This is a genomic window from Paenibacillus sp. FSL H3-0333, from assembly GCF_038002805.1.
Classification (GTDB): Bacteria; Bacillota; Bacilli; order Paenibacillales; family Paenibacillaceae; genus Paenibacillus_AQ; species Paenibacillus_AQ silagei.
Genome location: NZ_JBBODG010000001.1, coordinates 1,506,152 through 1,525,993 on the forward strand (window position 1 = coordinate 1,506,152; position 19,842 = coordinate 1,525,993).

Here is a 19,842-nt window from a genome sequence, read left to right on the forward strand (position 1 = left end):
AGCAGCCCGTATGGTGGAATGTGGCGGGGGCTTCGGTGATGGACTATTGCGCTATTGTACTTAGTGCAACAGACTGAGGTTAAATTCACTTGAAAAAAGAACCTAATGTATTTTATACATTAGATTCTCAGGTTTCAGGCACTTTCACTTCATTTCAGTGAAATCTATTGTACAGAGTACAGTAGAAGGGATTATTTGATCGTTTTGCACGGATTCTATTGTACGTAGTACAATTACTCCAATTTTAGCAGTTATCGCCCATTAGCGATTAGAGGTTTCAACTCAAACTGTAGGCGGAGGCTCCGCCCAATCAAACCGGTCTTTTCGCAGCGGCCCCCTTCAAGGCATGTTCCTTGCGGTATTGCCCCGGCGTCAGACCGGTTTCTTTTTTGAACTTGCGGATGAAGTTGGGCGCATCCAGGTAACCTACCTGCTCGATGATCTCCTTGAGCGGTGCGCTGGTGTTCTCCAGCAGACGGATGACCTCGTCCACACGCCGCTGCCAGATATATTGCGAGAAATTGCTGCCAGTCTTCTCCTTGAAGCTCCGGCTTAAATAAGAGGTCGAGATGGCGAACTTCAGCGCTACATGCTCCAGGCTGAGGGTGTAATCTGCGAATTGCTGGTCCACGTACGCCAGAATGTCATCCATCAGGGAAGACTCGCTGGTCTCGGTGTTCCGCTCGACCTGCGCGCAAATGGCGGAAGCCAGCGAGAGCAGCCGGCTCTCCAGCTCCTCCAGCGTCTCGAAGGAGGTCAGCTCCGGCATATTGGTGAACACCTCATCCATACCCAGCTCGGAGGCGGTGCGCAGAAAAGCATTCAGCAGATCGAAGCAGATACACCGCAGCAGATGAACCTGCAGCGGCTCGTCCTTGATCGTGTCAATGGTGTCGGTAATCATCTGGGCCGCTACCGATTCGTTGCCCTGCTTCAGACTCTGTTCCAGCTTCAGCATGGTTTTACGCGGAATCCAGAAGCTCTCGGCAGCGGCAGGGTTCAGCTCCGCAAGCTGCTCGAAGTAGGTGACCTGGCCGCTGCGCCGGATCATCCGGTGCTCCAGCGCGGCGGCGGCTTCAATGAAAGACTGGTTCAGCCGGGCGAGATCACGGTAGGCCATACCGACACCGATACTCAGCGCAAGCTGCGAGTGTTCACGGATCACATCCTGAATCGCTTCAATCACCTGCTCCATCCGGCTCTGAACGGGCAGTTCTCCCTCCCCTGGAAGGGAGATGATCAGGGCGAACTGGTCCTTGACCGAGAATTCAATTCCGAAGATCTGCGCATCCGGGCCCGGCAGGCAGATATTGCTCAGCATCTCCTGCAGCAGATGGCGTTCCTGCCAGGACTTGCCGCCCGGAGCGGTATCATCCCAGGACAGGATGGCCGAGAAGTAGAGGCCCTGTCCCTGCGGATGCCGGAAGCCTGCGCTCAGGATCATCTGTTCAATCTCGGGATCATCCGGCTGGCCGTGCTTGAGCAGCAGCAGCATGCACTGGTTGCGGACAAAAGGCTCCTGGAGATCAATCCGGGCACTGTAGTCATGAAGCGTCTGCCGGATGGACTCCCATTCATCGCGCAGCTTCGGAGCCTCATTGCTGTTGCCTCTCGGCTTGGCGAACTCCATCAGATCGCGGATCGGGTGATACTGCCGCTTGGCCAGCAGCAGCGCGGCCGCTATGCCTGTAACGACTGTAATACAGAAGACAATCAAAATCAGTGTCTGGACATGGGCAACGCGGCTGAAGAACTGGAAGCTGGGCATCGTGGTGACGTAGGTCCAGCCATTCTCCTCCGACTGCACGGACACGACGGAGTACTGTTCCCCGTCCAGCTCCAGATTGTGTATCCCCGGCTCAAGGGCGGATAGGGTCTGAAGCTCGTTCTGGGGAAAGCTGACGCCATGGCTGTTCGCGGTCAGCACCTCGCCGGAGGGGCCGAAGATATAGCTGCTGCCTGAGAAATCGCTCAGAACCGAATCCATAACGCCGGTAAGATTAGATTCCTTCATCAGATAGACGACCGTCCCGTAAGGGAAAGGGTCATTCGGCTTCACCGGGACAAGCATGGCGAGCATCGGCTCCATCCGGGAATTGACGGTCACATTCTCGGCAGGACGGACGAGCGGCTGACGGGTCTCGTTCAAGTCGCGCCGCAGCTCCTCCGGGGTCCAGCGCTCGAACTGATAGAGGGTATCGAAGGTGACATGAAGATCAGCCAGGCCGCGATAAGAATAGATATTGGAATCACCGTGGAAGTAGAGGAACAGATCCTCCGCGATGCTGCTGCTGGCCTTGTAATTGGCCAGTGCCTGAATCGCCTCCAGACTGTAATAGGGATGCCGGACCATATAAGGAGTCAGATGCTTGTCATAGGCGATTCTTCCGGCGATCTCCTGAAGCTCGTTCATCCGGCCGTCGATGGTGCTTTTCACCTGATTGAGCTGATTGACATTGGACTGTTCAATTTCGACCCGCAGGCCCTTGACGGCGTTTTCATAGACGAAGATGGTAACACCTGTGAGCGGGATCAGGAACATGAGGATATAGGAAAAAGCGTATTTCAGCAGCAGCCTTGACTTGAAATGATTCCAGGTCAGCCGGAACCGGTTCAGCAAGGATGGCTTGGGTGCGGAATTAGCCATACAGCAGTACCTCCAGTGTTAAGATATTCGGACTAGAAATCTAGGATGGAACCTCTTGACTTAGAAATTGCAGTTCTCTTCTGGATTACACTTGTGCTACTATAAACATTATAACATTATAATCTTTGGAGTGAAGCAGCTTTATATTTTTCTAAGAGGACGGCATGTCCGTTACTACTTGTTAAATATAAGGATGTATGGAGTTCATGTCATTAATCATTTTTTGTAATTCCCCTGTAAATCTGTATTTGGAAAAAAGGAGATGGGACAAGTGGGCACAGAGAACGTGCTGCGCAATTTGCGGCTGGTGGACGGCCGGACGGTGGATATCTCCATTCAGGATGGGATCATCACCGCGATTACCCCGCCAGGCCAGGCAGAAGGCAGGACCCTGCTGGACTGCTCCGGGTTATACGGCTCCAGCGGATGGATTGATCTGCATGTACATGCTGTGCCGGAGCTTGACCCCTACGGCGATGTGATCGACGAGATCGGGGTGAAGCAGGGAGTGACGACAGTGGTGGATGCCGGAAGCTGCGGGGCAGACCGGATCGGGGCTTTTTATAGTGCCAGTCTTCTGGCGGATACACGGGTATTCGCGCTGCTCAATATCTCAAGGATCGGCCTTACGCGGACCGATGAGCTCTCCAAGCTGGACTGGATTGACCGAAACTGCGCACTTGCAGCAGTAGAGGCTTATCCTGAATTCATCGTCGGCCTGAAAGCCCGCATCAGCCAAAGCGTCGTCAAAGACAGCGGCATACAGCCGCTTAAGCTGGCGCGTACCTTATCGGATGAGATGAAGCTCCCGCTCATGGTGCATATCGGCTCCGCTCCGCCTGCCATCTCCGAAGTGCTGGAGCTGCTGCGGGCAGGCGATGTAATTACCCATTACCTGAACGGCAAAGCCAATAATCTGTTCCAGGCGGGCGGCACCCCGCTGCCCGAGCTGCTGGACGCTGTGGCCCGGGGCGTCCTGCTGGATGTAGGACACGGCACGGCAAGCTTCTCCTTCCAAGTGGCGGAGCAGGCCAAGCGGGCCGGGATTGCCCTGAATACGATCAGCACAGACATCTACCGGGGCAACCGGCTGAATGGTCCAGTGTACAGTATGGCGGATGTACTGACCAAATTCCTCTATCTCGGCTACAGCCTGGAAGAGGTGATCCGTGCAGTCACCAGCAGCGCCGCAGCGTGGCTCGGCAAGCCGGAGCTTGGGCAGATCCGGGTAGGCGGGCAGGCCAACCTGACTTTGTTCGCTCTGGAAGCCGGAGAGAAGCAGCTTATGGACTCGGAGGGCGATGTCCGGACCGCGAATCACTATATTGAAGCAAAAGGAGTCTTTATCAATGGATCACTCATTACAAGCTAAATATGGATTGAAGCGTGTGATTAATGCCAGTGGAAGAATGAGCATCCTTGGTGTATCTGCGCCAACAGATTCGGTGATGGAGGCAATGAAGCAGGGCGGGCAGCAGTACGTGGAGATTGCGGATCTGGTGGACAAATCGGGAGCGTACATCGCCCGTCTGCTCGGCTCGGAAGGGGCTGTTGTCGTGAATTCGGCCTCCAGCGGCATTGCGCTGTCGGTGGCAGCCATTGTGACCGCCGGAGATCCCCGCCTCAGTCTGCGTCTGCACCAGGAGCCGGTGCTGAAGAATGAGATCATCATGCTGAAGGGCCATAATGTGCAGTATGGAGCGCCGGTGGAGACGATGGTTTTCCTTGGCGGCGGCCGGGTGGTTGAAGCGGGATATGCCAACGAAGGCCGTGCAGAGCATATTGAACAGGCCATCGGTGAACGTACCGCAGCGATCCTCTATGTGAAATCCCACCACGCGGTCCAGAAGAATATGATCTCGGTGGAGGAAGCTTGGGAGGTGGCACAGCGCAGGGGAGTACCGATGATTGTCGATGCGGCTGCGGAGGAGGACCTGCGGAAGTATGTCCAGTATTCCGATCTGGCCATCTACAGCGGCTCGAAGGCTGTGGAAGGTCCAACTTCTGGCATTGTAGCGGGAAAGCAGGAATACATCGGGTGGCTGAAGGTGCAGCTGCACGGGATCGGCCGCAGCATGAAGGTCGGCAAAGAGACGACCTTCGGACTGCTCAAGGCTCTGGACGAGTACCAGGACAAGGCGGACAACAGCCAGCAGGAGAAGCAGGCGCTGGAGGCGCTTCAGCCGCTGGCCGGTCTTCCCGGAGTGTCGGTCCGCACCGTACAGGATGAAGCGGGCCGGGCGATTTACCGGGGACGCATCCAGATTGATGCTGCTGCTGCGGGCGTGGATGCAAGGGAGGTCAATGACCGCCTGCGGGAAGGCGAGATTGCAGTGTACACCCGGGACTATGGAGTAAAGCAAGGGTATTTCGATATCGATCCAAGGCCGCTGCAAGGCGATGATCTGCAGGTCATTGTCAGCAGAATTCATGAGATTATAGGGGGCAGATCATAATGAGCAAGATTCAGGAGCGATTCTATAAGAACAGAGCGGCACTGAATGTACTGGCCGGCAGTATCAGGAATGCCAAGGATATATACGAGGCTGCCGAAGGGCATGTTCTGGTAGGCGTACTCTCCAAAAATTACGCCAACGCCAGGGAAGCATCCGCCGCTATGACGGAATATGGACAGGTGATTCAGGACGCCGTATCCATCGGGCTTGGAGCCGGGGACAACCGCCAGGCGGCGGTAGTCGCAGAGATTGCTTCAAGCTATGCGGGCAGCCATATCAATCAGGTGTTTCCGGCTGTAGGAGCGACCCGGGCCAATCTGGGAGCAAAAGATAGCTGGATTAACAGCCTGGTCTCTCCCTGCGGACAGCCCGGTTATGTCAATATATCCACCGGCCCGGTCAGCTCGGGGAATGCTTCGCAGGCCATCGTTCCGGTGCACGCCGCCATCGCTCTGGTCCGGGACATGGGCGGCAATGCGCTCAAATATTATCCGATGAAGGGGCTGGAGCTGGAAGGAGAGTATCGTGCGGTAGCCAAGGCCTGCGGAGAAGAGGGATTTGCCCTGGAGCCTACGGGCGGCATCGATCTGGATAACTTCGCGCCCATTCTGGAGATTGCGCTTCAGGCGGGTGTACCGCAGGTGATCCCGCATGTCTATTCCTCGATCATTGATCCCCAGACCGGAAGCACGAATGTGCCGGATGTCCGCACACTGCTCCGTACCATGAAATCACTGGTGGACCGTTATGCCTAGAATTGCTGCCTTCGGCGAAGTGATGATGCGGCTGCAGGTTCCGGGGGTGGAGACACTGGCCCAGAGCAGCAGGCTGGAGTACTCTTTTTCGGGCAGCGGGGTAAATGTAACGGCAGCGCTGGCCAGATATGGCCATAACGGAGCATTAATCACGACCTTGCCGGAGACTCCGGTAGGGGAAGCCGCGATTGCTTATCTGCGCAAGCTTGGGGTAGATACGTCACTGATCCGCCGGGGCGGCAAGCACCTCGGGATGTACTTCCTGGAGAACGGGTTCGGTGCCCGCCCCGGAAGAGTCACGTATACCGACCGGCTGGGCAGCAGCTTCAATACCGCTGAGGCTGATCAGTATGATATGGCGGCGCTGGCTTCCCGGGTGGATGTGCTTCATCTATGCGGCATTACGCTGGCTATGAATGACAGGGTGCGCGGGCAAATGAAGCAGCTTGCGGCAGAGGTGAAGCGTGCGGGGGGCAGGGTGGTATTCGACTGTAACTACCGTCCGGCATTATGGGGCGAGGAGGGGTATGCCAAGGCCCGCCCGCATTACGAAGAGCTGCTTACGCTTGCCGATCTGGTGCTGATGAACGAGAAGGATGCGCTCTACATTCTTGGCACCGCAGCGGCAGATTATGATAGAATAACACAGTTGAAGCAAGCGGTTCCCGCTGTGGCGGAGCGCTTCGGAATCGCAGCGGCAGCGGGCACCCACCGTGAGATTAACGCAGACAATACGCATTCCCTCACAGGATATCTGTACCGTCAAGGTACGTTCGCGTTCTCCCGTAAGCTCACCTTCCCTGTGTATGACCGGATCGGTGCCGGGGATGCTTTTGCCAGTGCCATTATTCATGGTGAATTGCAGGATTATCCGCAGCAGCAGACGGTGGCTATGGCAGCGGCCGCAGCGATGCTGGCCCATACCATCCCGGGCGATACAGCGTTGTTCACCGAGAGCGAGGTGCTCCGCGCGCTGGATGGCCATACCTCAGATGTTGAAAGGTAGTGAACGTAAGGTGTCTCTGAAACGCAAGCAAGGCCCCTTATACCAGCAGATCCAGAAGATCCTCAAGGACCGGATTCTGCACGGGGTATACCCGCTCGGCAGCATTATCCCTTCCGAGCCGCAGCTGGAGAAAGAGTTCGGTGTCAGCAAAATGACGGTCCGCGGCGCGGTCCAGGAGCTGGCCCAGGAAGGCTATGTGCAGAAGAAAAGCGGTGTCGGAACCATTGTCATGCGCAATACCGCCTATCAGAAGCTCTCTAAGGGCAAACGGTTCACAGAGCTGCTGGTCGAAGCAGGCCATAAGCTGGAAAAGAAGCTGCTGAGCACAAGTCTGGTCACCAATGAGACTGGGACAGAGGAATACAGCCGCTACGGGCCGTATTGCCAGCGGATTGAACGTCTGTATATTCTGGATGGACAGCCTTATATCCATCTAGTGCACTTCTTGACGGCAGCAGCCCTGCCCGGCGGAGGGTCGGCAGAGCTGGGGGCGGACATCCAGTCCCTGTACGACTCGCTCGAGGAGAACGACATCGTGCTGGAGAACTTCAGGGACCGGTTTTTTGTAGAGTCAGCACCACCCGAGGTATGCCTGCTGCTGAAGCTTCCGCCGGGGACGCCTGTGCTGAAGCGCCTTCGCAACTCCTATGACGGGGAAGGCAGGCTGATCGAACACAGCATCGGCAGCTATAATACGGAGCTCCATCATTATCTGGTCAGCTACGACACCTGAGGCTCGTCACTCTCATTCTATGCTACGGTTGCACACAAGCTCGCTTGTAGGTAACTGTAGCATTTTTGCTTATATAGATTGAACTTGAAAATATACGGAAAGGGAAAGTGGCGGAGGGGAATTTTGGAACTGTAGGAGCGAGAGCGTCCGCCTGATAGTACATATTCGGTTCATATTCTGTTCATATTGTCGTCATAAAGAGTACATCTTCGTTCGGTAAGCTTGCATTAACGGCAATGAAGCAAGCTTACTACCAGTTAAGATAGGGGAAGATGAACATGAGACCATCGGCGAATAACATAATGGGAAATCAAACGGGGTTCAAGAAACTGCGCAAGATTCTGCTTAAAATATTGGGAGCCATCCTGCTCGCTATTGTGATTTTTGTGGGGATTGTGTATATCACGAATGTAATCAGCAGCAATGCGGAGGCCAAAAGGATAGAGCCTTACGGCCAGCATGTATCCGTAGACGGCAAGAATATGAATGTGTTCATTCAAGGCGACGGCCCGGACACGGTTGTGCTGCTTCCCGGCTTCGGAACAGCTTCACCGGCGCTTGATTTCAAGCTGCTCATTGACGAGCTGTCTCCACATTATAAGGTTGTAGTTGTTGAGCCTTTCGGCTATGGCTTAAGCGATGCGACGAAGAAAGAACGAACCTCAGAGAACATCGTAAGTGAAATCCATGAAGCACTGCAGCAGCTCAATATTGACCGTTACATCCTTATGGGCCATTCCATTTCAGGAATTTACAGTCTGGATTATGTGAACAAATATACTGATGAAGTCAGTGCATTTGTCGGACTGGATAACAGTGTACCCTCGCTGAGCGAGAAGAAAATAGAGTCTTCAGAGACAAGCATGGTTAAATGGTTCCGCAATCTGGGGTTCGCCCGGCTGCAATTGAAGCTGAGTGCTGACCCTTATGAGGGACTGGCATATGATGAACATACCAAAGAACAATTGAAACTGCTGATACAGAGAAATATGTATAACACCACTCTGTTAAATGAGGCAGAAAACATGTACTCCAGCTTTAGAGGGGCTGAACAGCGAGGGGTAACGTTCCCTCCTAATCTTCCTGTCCTTCTTTTTGTTCAAGCAGAGCATCCGGCAACCGATCAATGGATTCCTGAGCATGAGAAGCTGATCCAGAATTCCGTACATGCAGACATGGAGCTGCTGGATGCCAATCATTATTTGTACCGTTCCCATCCCAAAGAAATTGCGGAGAAATTCATGAGCTTCATGAAGGGGATAGCGCAGCAGCCATGAGGCTATGCCGGGGCTTACTAAACTTAATAAAACACAGTGAATTAATAAGAATTTTATCTTTTCAAATGACATGGTTTGTGAGAGAATAGGTACAATCTTATAGAGTTAACATTTGACATTACCTATTTTAGAGGAGGAAATACCCATGTCAGAAGAGCGCAAGCTGTCCTTTGAAACCCTCGCCATCCACGCAGGCCAGGAGATTGATCCCACTACTTTAGCCCGTGCCGTGCCGCTGTATCAGACTACATCCTACGGTTTCCGGGATGCGGAGCATGCTGCTAATCTGTTCGCGCTCAAGGAGTTCGGCAACATCTATACCCGGCTGATGAATCCGACCACCGATGTGTTTGAGCAGCGTCTTGCCGCGCTGGAGGGCGGGGCAGGGGCACTGGCGACCGCTTCCGGAGCAGCAGCGATTTCCTTCTCTATTTTGAATATTGCCGGGGCAGGGGATGAGATTGTCTCCTCCGCAAGCCTGTACGGCGGAACTTATAATTTGTTCTCCACGACGCTGCCCAAGCTGGGCATTAAGGTGAATTTTGTGGATTCCGATAACCCGGAGAACTTCCGGGCAGCGATTACGGACAAGACCAAGGCGCTCTACGCTGAGACGATTGGTAATCCGCAAGGGAACGTTCTGGATATCGAAAAGGTTGCAGCCATCGCCCACGAGCACGGGATTCCGCTGATTGTAGACAACACCTTCCCAAGTCCGTATCTGCTGCGTCCGATTGAATTCGGGGCGGATATCGTCGTGCACTCGGCGACCAAATTCATCGGCGGCCACGGTACCTCTATCGGCGGAGTCATCGTGGATGGCGGCAAGTTCGACTGGAAGGCCAGCGGCAAGTTCCCGGGCCTGACCGAGCCGGACCCGAGCTACCACGGGGTAGTCTACACTGAAGCGGTCGGTCCGATTGCTTATATCATCAAGGCGCGGGTTCAACTGCTTCGTGACCTAGGCGCGGCCATTTCACCGTTCAACTCGTGGATGCTCTTGCAGGGTCTCGAAACGCTGCACCTGCGTCTGGAGCGCCACAGCCAGAATGCACTCAAGGTTGCCCAGTATCTGGAGGCGCATGATTCGGTAGAGTGGGTCAGCTATGCTGGACTACAGAGTCACCCTTCGTATGAGCTGGCACAGAAATATCTGCCTAAGGGCCAGGGCGCGATTCTGACCTTCGGAATTAAGGGCGGGGCGGCCGCAGGGGTGAAGCTGATCGAGAACGTGAAGCTGTTCTCCCATCTGGCCAATGTCGGCGACTCCAAGTCGCTGATCATCCACCCGGCGAGCACCACTCACCAGCAGCTGTCGGACGAAGAACAGATTACCGCCGGTGTTACACCGGAGCTGCTGCGCTTGTCCATCGGTACTGAATCCATCGATGATATCCTCTATGATCTGGAGCAGGCGATCGCTGCCAGCCAGCAGGCTTAGGCGCTGTTCCTTGCAGCATAGGAAGAGGAATTACAGACCACTGTTTGATGCAGCATATTGCTGCATTAGGCAGTGGTCTTGTTTTTTTAGCAGGAGGTGGGTTTGGGAGTAATGGGAAGAGAGAGGAGTGTCAGCGGGGGAATAGTTTGTGAGTAAAACGGTTGGTGAGGTATGTGTTCGCGCTGAAGTTGCACGGCAATTGTACTTTTTGCAATGGATTAGGCCATTTTTGGCGTTAAAATCCGTTCTAATGTATTCCATACAACAGATTTCCGGCATACGGCCCCAAAACACCTCTCCCGCAAAAATCTGCTGTACAAACTGCAACAGATCGCTTTTTACAACCGCTAAAGAGAAGATCTGCTGTAGTAAATACATTAGATCAGCTATGGACCATGCCGAACCCGAATCCCAACCCCAGTTCAAAGCCATTAGAGATTAACAACAAAATATGTAAACTTTACTTCCCGCCTACTTTAGCCCTTTTATCCACTTCAGCTCTCTTACCCTCTTTAGCTCGTCGTCCACCTTCTGCCCACTACCCATTCGGGTAAGATGCAGCTGCATTCATTTGATACCGTTTGCATATTTCAGTACCTTTGCCAGTATTTATAGATTGAAGCCTCTTAATATGCTGGCAGCTTCTCTTCAGGGGAGCGGAGCGGCAGTAATTCAAAGGTAAAGGGTGGGTGCGAGGATGAAGGGTGAACGCCAGCAGAAGGATGATCCAAACAAGGAAGATCGCCCGTTCAAGTATAACGCCGGGGACCGGACCATTGGCGTGGAGATGAGCCAGTCCGCATCTGTAGCCTCCGCCGCAGCGGAATTTCTTGCTGAGGGGGACCGGCGCAAGAGTAACGTGAGTACGAGCCGCACGTATATCCGCCGTCCCGGGGAGCGCCAGGCCTTCCTGGTGCTGCGCGAGGGCAGGGGGGACGGGGCTGTCCGCCGTGAGCCGCCCGGCGTCTACCCTGCGGGTCCCTGCCTGATCCGGGGCGAGGAATGGCTGCACGAGCCGGAACTGTCGGCGCTCTACTCGCGCTGGATGTCGTGCGGGGATGAGGAGCCGGTGCAGGCTGAGCGTATCCTGCAGCGGATCTATCACCGGCTGCGGGCAGCTGCTGCCGACCTCCTGGAGTCGGCGGATGGCGTCTGGGCCGCAGTCACTCTGCCTTACACGGCGGAGCTCGCCGCCCGCCCGGACCGGCTGGCCGCGCTGCAGGACGCGCAGCTCGGCGCGCTGTTCGCCGCCGTCCTTCACAGCCAGCGGCTGGGCGGCGACAGCCGCATTGACCTGCTGGCGCCGTACCCCGCCAGCCTGGAGGAATTCGCGGCGCAGCGCGAATTCATTGAGGGCGTGGCCGAGCAGACTCTCGGCCACGCTTATGCGGCAGCCTGCCGCATCGGGGCGCTGCTCGCGCCCGATGTGGGGCCGGCTGCCGCCGGGGAAATCGCGCGCATCGCCGATTTCCTGGTGCTGGACGGCGCGGCGGAGGAGGCCGCGCCGGGAGAGAACGCCGCCGAGGGCTTCGCGCAGGCGGCGGCCGGGGTGCTGGCCGCCGTGCGCCGGGTGCGGCCGGCGGCGGCAGTGCTCGCCGCGGGGGCACCGGTGGCGTACGCGCTGGCCGATCTGTATGAGATCGGCCTGAGCGGGGTCTTCTGCGGCGCGGCCCAGCGGACCGACGCGCTGCTGCGGGCGGCCTGCCTCACCTGGATAGCGAGGCAGGAGCATCCTGATGCTGCCGCCGGAGGCTGGCAGTAGGTGGAAGTATCTGGCAGTAGCTGGCGGTAGCGGTGGCCTGGCCTGCCTACACTGTCTGGTCTGCCGCGAGTAGCGGGATCGGCCAGGCAACGACTGATACAGCGCTCTATTCTCCACCATCTGCACAAACGTACACCAACGAAATACCCGCAAAACACTCGAAAACCCACAACAACCCACAACAAACCACAAAAACCCGATTTCGCCAAGCCCTGGGGCTGCGCGGAATCGGGTTTTTAAACTAACTTATAAGTGTGTTTTAAATTCATATGATTAGGGAAGCTCACTCCATTTTGCGGCGTAATGCGGCTATGCTTGGAGCTCCAAGTTTTCATTCGCAGCGATCATTCAGCGGTAGTTGTATTCTGTACATTTAAAACCAGCGAAAAGGAAGACTTTTCTCTTCTAAGTGTAGTTGGTACAACTAAATTAGCCCGAATAAGCGGGAATTCAGCTATAGCGTTATTATAATTGTACGAACTACAGCTAATCGGATATTAGTCGGTATAACAGATAATTTAGTTGTACAGAGTGCAAGTAAGTATACCGTGTACACATTACTCGGGCACGGCACGGTTAGCGCTATAGCTGGGGCTGTGCTGAGGCTGAAGGGAGGACTCTTGTGGCGGCTCGGTGGGGGCTGATCGGTATTGATAATAGTTGAGTACATTGTCACAGCCCCAGTTACAGCTATAACCCCAGTCTCAGCGATAGCCCCAATCTCAGCCTAGCCACCGTCCAAGTACAGCCCCAGTCTCCCCCAAATTTTCTCTCTATTCAGCCCCCTATCTCTAATGCCAGCTCCTGAGTCTCACCCTAGCCCCAACTCCTAGCCCCATTCCCTACCCCAGCCGCACCGTCCCCCCGCCCGGAATGCGGCGGGCTTCATCCCCCACAGAGACCCACACCTCCGTAGCCGACGGATTATACACCATCTCCTGCGAAGCGGAGAAGCGCAGTCCCTGCAGCGCGGACAGATAGTCCACGATTTCAATATTGGTAGCATACCAGATGTCCTCGTGACCGCCCATCATGGCGGCGAACTGCTCCAGCTCTCCCCAGTTATCATCGTCATTGAACTCATAGCTGTGTCCCCAGACGTACAGCAGCTGCATATACGAGAAGCGGGGCTTTTCCTCCAGGAACTTTTTGCCCAGGGCCAGCATCTCCTTGTGGTGGCAGGTAGGGTGCCAAGCCAGCAGGTTGTCCGGCAGGCTGAAGCTGCGGTGGGAATTCACCGTGCGGGAATACTCAATGCCCAGGGCAGGCAGCAGGCCGATCACCTGATCATTGTAATTGCCGAACGGATAGGACATGCCCCGGATCGGATAACCGGCCAGCGCCTCCAGCGCCTTACGGTCCGTCAGAATCTCGTCGGCGATCCCCTCGCGCGGAGTCATGGTAAGGAAAGGATGTGTGCTGGTATGCGCCGAAATCTCATGCCCCTCATAGAGCGCAGCCACCTCGTCCCGCGAGATGTAGCCCTCATTGCCGAACAACCCCGAATTGAGATGAAAAGACCCCTTCAGCCCATGCTGATTTAGAATCTCCACGAGCTGCCGGTCGTAGATTCTTCCATCATCCCAGCTTAATGTTAGCGCTTTAGAAACTCCGCCCGGAAAAAGATCAAATTTGATTCTCATTGCTGTTATCCTCCCTGACTATAAAATATACAGAATTTGAAGTGAGCACCGGTTCCGCCTAAGACGAATACTGCTCCACCAAGAACAATGCCAGAAGTGAAAGCGATTAGCAAGATTCTTGTTAATGGACGATACTGCGGCGCTTGACTACACTGGGGTTGCGAACAGGGCTATACAGCCGGGAACAGGCTCCAGGTTTCAGGTTTCAGGCTACAGGTTTCCGGTTCAGAACAGGACATTGCAGAAGGAGGAGCATTATGGAAGCAGTATCACGGACAGTACTCGAAGGCCATATCGCCCGCGTCATTGAGCGGATGAAAGATATGAGAGGCTCCATTCATGAAACCGCACCCATCGGCATCATCTCTATGGACAATTGGGAGTGGCCCCAGGGGGTTGGATTATTTGCCTTATACAGATATTACCGGGAAACCGGGGAGCAGGAGATTCTACACTACCTGACCGGCTGGTTCGACAGCAAGCTTGACGGGGGCATCCCGGCGAAAAATGTTAATACGATGTGCCCTATGCTTACCCTAAGCTATCTGGCAGAGGAGACCGGGCGCGCGGATTATATGCAGCTATGCCGGGAGTGGCTGGAGTATGCGCTGCATGAGATGCCCCGCACGGAGGAAGGCGGCCTTCAGCATGAGGTGACCGGCAGTCCGAATACCGGGCAGCTTTGGGACGACACGCTGTATATGACGGTGCTGTTTATAGCCCGGATGGGAATCGTGCTGAAGGAGGAGGAGGGCATACAGGAGAGCATCCGCCAGTTTCTCGTCCACCTCAAGTACCTGACCGATCCCGTGACCGGATTGTTCTTCCATGGCTGGACCTTCGAGGGAGGCCACCACTTTGCCCGGGCCTTGTGGGCACGGGGCAATTCCTGGTATACCGCCGGACTGGCGGATTACCTGGAGATGGTGGAGCTGCCGCCAGGGGTGAGCAGCTTCCTGCTGTCCTCGCTTGAGCGACAGGTACGCAAACTTACAGAGCTGCAAGCCCCGGAAGGCGCATGGCATACCTTGCTGGACGACAGCAGCTCGTATCTGGAGACCTCGGCCACCGCCGCCTTTGCTTACGGCATGTTAAAGGCGATGCGGCAGGGACTGCTGCCAGAGGACTGCTGCAAGCCTGCAATGGCAGCCCTTCATTACGTGCTGGGCCAGATCGATGAAGAAGGGGTGGTGCAGGGCGTCTCCTACGGCACGGGGATGGGCGCTACGCTTGACGATTACCGGGAGATTCCGGTCTGCCCGATGCCCTACGGGCAATCCATGGCCCTGCTGCTGCTGGTGGAGGCGATGAAGCATGTATAATCCCGCCAGCACCCATTCTGCCAGCATCAATTCCGCCACCATGGGGCTGCCGGGACTGGACCGGATTGCCTTCCATAACGTGGCCGAGCTGGAGCCGGCTACGGGCTACGGCGTGCACCTCCGCCGCATTCCCCGCAGCGTCAGGGAGCATCTGAACGAGCGGGGCCGGTTCATCGCCGGGGAAGCGGGCGGCTGTGAGCTCAGGTTCGTCACACCGGCTCCGAATATCCGTGTCACGCTGACCTTGCCGGAGACGGATGGCAGCGTAACGGTATACAAGGGCGGGCTGTTCCACTCCAGGCATGAGCTTCAGGCCGGGAGCATACGCACCCTCCAGCTAAGCGAACCGCCGCGTCTGGCGATGGTGGAGCGTGAGCTGCTGATGGAAGCGGGCTTCGCACCGGAGGTATGGCGGATCTGCTTCGGACGGTATGCCTGTGTGGTCTGTGGCATCGAGACCTTCGGCCATCCGCTCCGCCCGCCGGTGGAAGGGGAGATTCCCCGCACACGCTGGATTGCTTACGGCTCATCCATCACGTATGGAGAGAACAGCAGCCTGCCGTATATTGCCCACGCGGCAAGAAGGCTGGCTGCCGATGTGCTCAATCTCGGCATGAGCGGCTCCTGCCATTGTGAACGGGAGATGAGCAACTATCTTGCGGCGCAGGAGGACTGGTCATTCATGACGCTGGAGCTGGGCGTGAATATGCGTGACCACCTGTCGCCGGATGAATTCAGTGAGCGGAGCGGCTACCTGCTTGACCAGCTGGTGAGCAGACATCCCGGGAAGCCGGTAGCGGTGATCACGATGTATCCCAACTTTGCGGTGTTCCCCGGCAGTGGAATAGCGGAGAAGGATCTTCAGTTCAACGACATTCTGCGAAGTCATGTGCAGCGTCTGTCCCGTCCCAAGCTGAGCCTGATCGAGGGAAGCCGGGTGCTGGATGACCTGGCCGGGCTGTCCTGCGATCTGATTCACCCGGGGGATGAGGGACATATACGGATGGGTGAGAATCTGGCCCGGGAGCTGGCTGGAATCCTGTAATCCCGGGCTGCATAAGGGTTCAGCGGCAATTAACAGAAAAACTGAATATTGCCCTAACCCGCTGAAGCGGCTATGGTGAGGACATGAAATCGGCCATTTCAGCTCCGTAGCATTTATTCATCACACAATTAGGCACCACATGCAAGTGAAAGGAGGCACCGTAATGAAAGCGAATACAAGCAGTGAGGCGGTGCTGCGTCTGGACACTTCACGGCAGACCGGAAGCAGCCGCAGACGTTTTTGGCAGACCCGCCGCTTCAAGAATAATGTCCCCCTGTGGGTCATGTTCGTTCCGGTTATCGCATTTTATATGATTTTCAAATACACCCCCATGCTGGGGCTGGTCATCGCCTTCAAGGATTATACCTTCTATGAGGGGGTATGGGGCAGCCGGTGGGTGGGCATGGACAATTTCACCAATCTGTTCACCCAGGCGCAGTCGGTGCAGATTATCCGCAATACGCTGGTGCTCAGTATATTGTCGGTGCTGGTCAGCTTTCCGTTCCCGATTGCCCTGGCGATTATGCTGAATGAAGTCAGGAACAAGTGGTTCAAAAAATCGGTCCAGACTCTCGTCTACCTCCCGTACTTCTTCTCCTGGGTCATTGTCGGCGGGCTGGTGGTGACAATCTTTGCCCAGACCGGGGTAGCCAATGCGGTGGTTGAGAAGCTGACCGGCCAGGCTTTTCCCTTCCTGTTCAAAGAGTGGTCCTGGGTCTCGATCTTCCTCGGCTCGGGAATCTGGAAGGATGCGGGCTTCAATGCAATTATCTATCTGGCTGCGCTGACCTCCATCGACCCCAGTCTCTATGAGGCGGCGAGTATGGACGGAGCGGGCAAATGGAAGCAGATCCGCCATATCACGCTGCCCGGAATCAGTCCAACCATCGTTATTATGCTGATTCTGGCCATGGGGCGGGTCATGGAGGTAGGCTTTGACCATGTGTACGTGCTGCAAAATTCGATTGTATCGGGGATCTCCGAGGTTATAAGTACGTATATTTACGCGATAGGACTACAGGGAGGGCAGTTCAGCCTGACCGCTGCACTGGGGATGTTCGATTCCCTCGTGGCACTGACCCTGGTGCTGATATCCAACGCCATTGCCCGGCGCTTCAATAAAGGCTTGTGGTAACAGGAGGACACTATGCAAAGTACAAACGGTGAAAAAGTATTCTACAGCTTCAACTATCTGCTGCTGACGCTCGCAGGCATTCTGTGTCTGCTGCCGCTGCTCCATCTGGCATCCCTGTCGCTCAGCGGCAAGGATGCGGTGCTGTCCGGTTTTGTCACCCTGTGGCCGGTGGATTTCACGCTGAGCTCATACACGATGCTCTTTGAAGGAACGCCGGTGGTGCGCGCCTTCGGCAACAGCCTGCTGATTACCCTGGTCGGTGTGGCGGCCAGTATGCTGTTCACCATTTTCGCCGCGTATCCCTTGTCCCGCCGTGATTTCTACGGAAGACGCACGCTGACGCTGGCGATTGTGTTCACGATGCTGTTCACCGGCGGACTGATTCCGACCTATCTCGTGGTCAGCAGTCTTGGCCTGGTGGATTCCTACGCAGCCCTGTGGCTGCCCGCTCTGGTCAGCACCTATAATATGATGATCATGCGGTCTTTTTTCGAGAACATTCCGGAGGAGCTGATCGAGGCGGCCAGAATCGACGGCTCCGGTGAATGGCGGCTGCTGGCGGGCATTATTCTGCCGCTGTCCCTGCCTGTGCTGGCGACCATCGGCCTCTTTTACGGCGTGTATTACTGGAATTCGTTCTTTAACGTCATGATCTATATGAACAGCCCGGAGAAAATCAATCTGACCGTGCTCATCCAGCAGATGGTGAAGAGCCAGGCTGTCCTGCAGGAGCTGAACACCATGAACTCGCAGGAGGTGGTCAATATTACACCGGAGGGCATCAAGGCCGCAGGGATTATGGTTATGGTCATTCCGATGCTGATCGTGTATCCGTTGCTGCAGCGGTATTTTGTCAAAGGCGTAACCATCGGTGCTATCAAGGGCTGACCCCTGCTGCACCATACCTGCAAGTACAAGAACGCCATTATAGGAGGGTCATAATCATATGCACACATCACCTCGGCTAATAAAAACAACTGCTGCCGGTGCAGCTTCCCTGCTGCTCGCCATCGCGGTTACAGGCTGCGGCGGCAATAATGCCGCCACGCAGGGAACAGACAAGGGAGAGGGCTCCGGGAAGCGCGGGACCATCACCGTCTCGCTGTATGACCGCGGCTCGGTACCCGCAGAAGAGGGGACCATGAGCGACAACCGCTGGACGAAGTGGGTCAACGAGAACGGGCCGGTGAACGTCAAATACGTTACCGTTCCGCGCTTCGAATCCCTGCAAAAGTTCAATGTGCTGTTCGCGTCGAAGTCGGCCCCCGACCTGATCTTTGAATTTGATACCGCTTACCAGGGCCAGCTCTACAACCAGAAGCAGCTTCTGCCGCTGGATGACCTGATTGACAGCAGCAGTACAGAATATAAGGCGATGCTGGAGAAATATCCGGCGCTGCGCAAGGCAGGCACCATGGCGGACGGCAAGCTGTATACGGTGGGGCGTCCGGTCCAGTTCGGCCCGCAGCATTATCTGTTTATCCGCAATGACTGGCTGAAGAAGCTGAATCTGGAAGTGCCCACCACACCAGAGGAGCTGCTGAAGGTCGCGAAAGCCTTCACAGAGCAGGACCCCGACGGCAACGGCAAAGCGGACACGTATGGAACCGGGCTAAGCTTCGTGGCCGGCATTATTCTGAACAACATGTTCGGCACCGGGTTCACGCTGTTCGGGGAAGACCAGTATCCGTGGGTGCTGGAGAACGACAAGGTTGTGCATGACTGGGACCGGATTCAGGCGGCGCTCTCCTTCCAGAAGCAGCTGTATGCGGCCGGTGTGGCGGATAAGGATTTCGTCACCGATAAGAACGGCGAGAAGCAGAAGCAGGACTGGATCTCCGGCAAGCTGGGGATTTACGGGGGCAACGGTGCCGATATCGGCACCTATGAGACGTTGAAGAAGAATTCTCCTGAAGCCGAGGTCATTCCGATTGCCTTGCCGACGACGGAATTCGGGCAGTTCAGCCCGACCCTGACCACGCCGATCCAGATGACGGGGATGGTGAATGCTGCAGCCAAAGATCCGGAATCCGTGATGAAGATGATCGACTTCATGGTTGCGGCCCCATACACCACCACCATTCAGAACGGGCTGGAAGGGGTGCATTACAACAAAACCGCCGACGGCCGCGCCGAGGTGATTGATCCGGAGAAAAACAAGAAGGAGCTGGAATACAACCGCGATATGGGGATGCTGACTCCGCTGATCGGCAAGAATTACGGGCTGAAGAACAAGGTCAACCCTACACCTGCCGAGCAGAATTTAATCAAAATCTATGAAATGGCCGAGAAGCTGTACATGGACCCTGACCGCCCGATTGTCGGCATTACGCAAAAGGCCTTCCTGCCGCTGCTGCCGCAGGATCTGACCCAGATCAACACGAACGCGAATAAAACGATTCTCGACCGAGCCATGCAGGCCATTGTCAGCTCCGATCCGGCTTCGGTGGACCAGTTCATTGCGGAGGCCAAGGGCATCTGGGAGAAGGCGGGCGGACCCAAGGTCGATGAGTTCTACGCAGCCTGGTATCAGGACAATAAAGCGGATGCCATCATGCTGAAGGATATTTATGAGATGGGCAAGCAGCTGGATGCGGCTGAATAAATGGAGTCACAGCTT

The 19,842-nt window shown here is 55.7% G+C and carries 15 protein-coding genes; 13 read left to right on the forward strand and 2 right to left on the reverse strand.

Annotated elements, in window-relative coordinates:
• Positions 1-310 precede the first annotated feature (310 nt).
• On the reverse strand, positions 311-2,647 hold the full coding sequence (locus MHH78_RS06810) for a helix-turn-helix domain-containing protein (protein WP_340957910.1): 2,337 nt from the start codon (positions 2,645-2,647) through the stop codon (positions 311-313).
• Positions 2,648-2,909: 262 nt separating this feature from the next.
• Here MHH78_RS06810 and MHH78_RS06815 point away from each other — a divergent pair, with 262 nt between their 5' ends.
• From MHH78_RS06815 to MHH78_RS06850, 8 genes are all read left to right on the forward strand, one after another.
• Positions 2,910-4,019, forward strand: coding sequence for an amidohydrolase/deacetylase family metallohydrolase (locus tag MHH78_RS06815; RefSeq protein ID WP_341166954.1), 1,110 nt, complete (start codon positions 2,910-2,912; stop codon positions 4,017-4,019).
• Positions 3,997-5,103 carry a DgaE family pyridoxal phosphate-dependent ammonia lyase gene (locus tag MHH78_RS06820; RefSeq protein ID WP_339251402.1) on the forward strand — a complete coding sequence of 369 codons (1,107 nt, stop codon included), beginning with the start codon at positions 3,997-3,999 and terminating at the stop codon, positions 5,101-5,103. The genes MHH78_RS06815 and MHH78_RS06820 overlap by 23 nt, the downstream gene beginning before the upstream one ends.
• On the forward strand, positions 5,103-5,858 hold the full coding sequence (dagF, locus tag MHH78_RS06825; RefSeq protein WP_341166955.1) for a 2-dehydro-3-deoxy-phosphogluconate aldolase: 756 nt from the start codon (positions 5,103-5,105) through the stop codon (positions 5,856-5,858). The genes MHH78_RS06820 and dagF overlap by 1 nt, the downstream gene beginning before the upstream one ends.
• Positions 5,851-6,864, forward strand: coding sequence for a sugar kinase (locus MHH78_RS06830; RefSeq protein WP_341166956.1), 1,014 nt, complete (start codon positions 5,851-5,853; stop codon positions 6,862-6,864). Before dagF ends, MHH78_RS06830 begins: the two co-directional genes overlap by 8 nt.
• Complete coding sequence (locus tag MHH78_RS06835; RefSeq protein WP_200869589.1) at positions 6,851-7,597, forward strand: GntR family transcriptional regulator; 747 nt, start codon at positions 6,851-6,853, stop codon at positions 7,595-7,597. The genes MHH78_RS06830 and MHH78_RS06835 overlap by 14 nt, the downstream gene beginning before the upstream one ends.
• 302 nt (positions 7,598-7,899) lie before the next feature.
• Positions 7,900-8,874, forward strand: a complete 975-nt coding sequence (locus MHH78_RS06840) for an alpha/beta hydrolase (protein WP_339311634.1) — start codon at positions 7,900-7,902, stop codon at positions 8,872-8,874.
• Between the two features lie 145 nt (positions 8,875-9,019).
• Positions 9,020-10,315 (forward strand): homocysteine synthase, encoded by a 1,296-nt coding sequence (locus MHH78_RS06845; RefSeq protein WP_076084569.1) that lies wholly within the window; start codon positions 9,020-9,022, stop codon positions 10,313-10,315.
• A 697-nt stretch (positions 10,316-11,012) separates the two neighbouring features.
• Positions 11,013-12,077 (forward strand): hypothetical protein, encoded by a 1,065-nt coding sequence (locus tag MHH78_RS06850; protein WP_341166957.1) that lies wholly within the window; start codon positions 11,013-11,015, stop codon positions 12,075-12,077.
• Positions 12,078-12,919: 842 nt separating this feature from the next.
• Here MHH78_RS06850 and MHH78_RS06855 read toward each other — a convergent pair.
• Positions 12,920-13,720 carry a polysaccharide deacetylase family protein gene (locus tag MHH78_RS06855; protein ID WP_340957919.1) on the reverse strand — a complete coding sequence of 267 codons (801 nt, stop codon included), beginning with the start codon at positions 13,718-13,720 and terminating at the stop codon, positions 12,920-12,922.
• Between the two features lie 257 nt (positions 13,721-13,977).
• On the opposite strand from MHH78_RS06855, the gene bglB reads away from it, so the two are divergent.
• The 5 genes from bglB to MHH78_RS06880 all read left to right on the forward strand — a co-directional run bounded on the left by bglB (position 13,978) and on the right by MHH78_RS06880 (position 19,827).
• Positions 13,978-15,042, forward strand: coding sequence for a beta-galactosidase BglB (bglB, locus tag MHH78_RS06860; RefSeq protein ID WP_340957920.1), 1,065 nt, complete (start codon positions 13,978-13,980; stop codon positions 15,040-15,042).
• A complete protein-coding gene (locus MHH78_RS06865) occupies positions 15,035-16,087 on the forward strand; it encodes an SGNH/GDSL hydrolase family protein (protein WP_340957921.1) in 1,053 nt (350 codons plus the stop codon). The genes bglB and MHH78_RS06865 overlap by 8 nt, the downstream gene beginning before the upstream one ends.
• 163 nt (positions 16,088-16,250) lie before the next feature.
• Positions 16,251-17,222: an ABC transporter permease gene (locus MHH78_RS06870; protein WP_445322037.1), complete on the forward strand. Its 972-nt coding sequence runs from the start codon at positions 16,251-16,253 to the stop codon at positions 17,220-17,222.
• A 12-nt stretch (positions 17,223-17,234) separates the two neighbouring features.
• On the forward strand, positions 17,235-18,110 hold the full coding sequence (locus tag MHH78_RS06875) for a carbohydrate ABC transporter permease (RefSeq protein WP_076080366.1): 876 nt from the start codon (positions 17,235-17,237) through the stop codon (positions 18,108-18,110).
• 58 nt (positions 18,111-18,168) lie between these two features.
• Positions 18,169-19,827: an extracellular solute-binding protein gene (locus tag MHH78_RS06880; RefSeq protein ID WP_340957922.1), complete on the forward strand. Its 1,659-nt coding sequence runs from the start codon at positions 18,169-18,171 to the stop codon at positions 19,825-19,827.
• Positions 19,828-19,842 lie beyond the last annotated feature (15 nt).

What these genes read in the sequence shown, in the direction of transcription:
- MHH78_RS06815 (WP_341166954.1), top strand. Translation starts at nt 2,910, where the DNA reads ATGGGACAAGTGGGCACAGAGAACGTGCTGCGCAATTTGCGGCTGGTG.
- dagF (WP_341166955.1), top strand. Translation starts at nt 5,103, where the DNA reads ATGAGCAAGATTCAGGAGCGATTCTATAAGAACAGAGCGGCACTGAAT.
- MHH78_RS06865 (WP_340957921.1), top strand. Translation starts at nt 15,035, where the DNA reads ATGTATAATCCCGCCAGCACCCATTCTGCCAGCATCAATTCCGCCACC.
- MHH78_RS06845 (WP_076084569.1), top strand. Translation starts at nt 9,020, where the DNA reads ATGTCAGAAGAGCGCAAGCTGTCCTTTGAAACCCTCGCCATCCACGCA.
- bglB (WP_340957920.1), top strand. Translation starts at nt 13,978, where the DNA reads ATGGAAGCAGTATCACGGACAGTACTCGAAGGCCATATCGCCCGCGTC.
- MHH78_RS06830 (WP_341166956.1), top strand. Translation starts at nt 5,851, where the DNA reads ATGCCTAGAATTGCTGCCTTCGGCGAAGTGATGATGCGGCTGCAGGTT.
- MHH78_RS06840 (WP_339311634.1), top strand. Translation starts at nt 7,900, where the DNA reads ATGGGAAATCAAACGGGGTTCAAGAAACTGCGCAAGATTCTGCTTAAA.
- MHH78_RS06810 (WP_340957910.1), bottom strand. Translation starts at nt 2,647, where the DNA reads ATGGCTAATTCCGCACCCAAGCCATCCTTGCTGAACCGGTTCCGGCTG.
- MHH78_RS06850 (WP_341166957.1), top strand. Translation starts at nt 11,013, where the DNA reads ATGAAGGGTGAACGCCAGCAGAAGGATGATCCAAACAAGGAAGATCGC.
- MHH78_RS06835 (WP_200869589.1), top strand. Translation starts at nt 6,851, where the DNA reads ATGTTGAAAGGTAGTGAACGTAAGGTGTCTCTGAAACGCAAGCAAGGC.
- MHH78_RS06880 (WP_340957922.1), top strand. Translation starts at nt 18,169, where the DNA reads ATGCACACATCACCTCGGCTAATAAAAACAACTGCTGCCGGTGCAGCT.
- MHH78_RS06870 (WP_445322037.1), top strand. Translation starts at nt 16,251, where the DNA reads ATGAAAGCGAATACAAGCAGTGAGGCGGTGCTGCGTCTGGACACTTCA.
- MHH78_RS06875 (WP_076080366.1), top strand. Translation starts at nt 17,235, where the DNA reads ATGCAAAGTACAAACGGTGAAAAAGTATTCTACAGCTTCAACTATCTG.
- MHH78_RS06855 (WP_340957919.1), bottom strand. Translation starts at nt 13,720, where the DNA reads ATGAGAATCAAATTTGATCTTTTTCCGGGCGGAGTTTCTAAAGCGCTA.
- MHH78_RS06820 (WP_339251402.1), top strand. Translation starts at nt 3,997, where the DNA reads ATGGATCACTCATTACAAGCTAAATATGGATTGAAGCGTGTGATTAAT.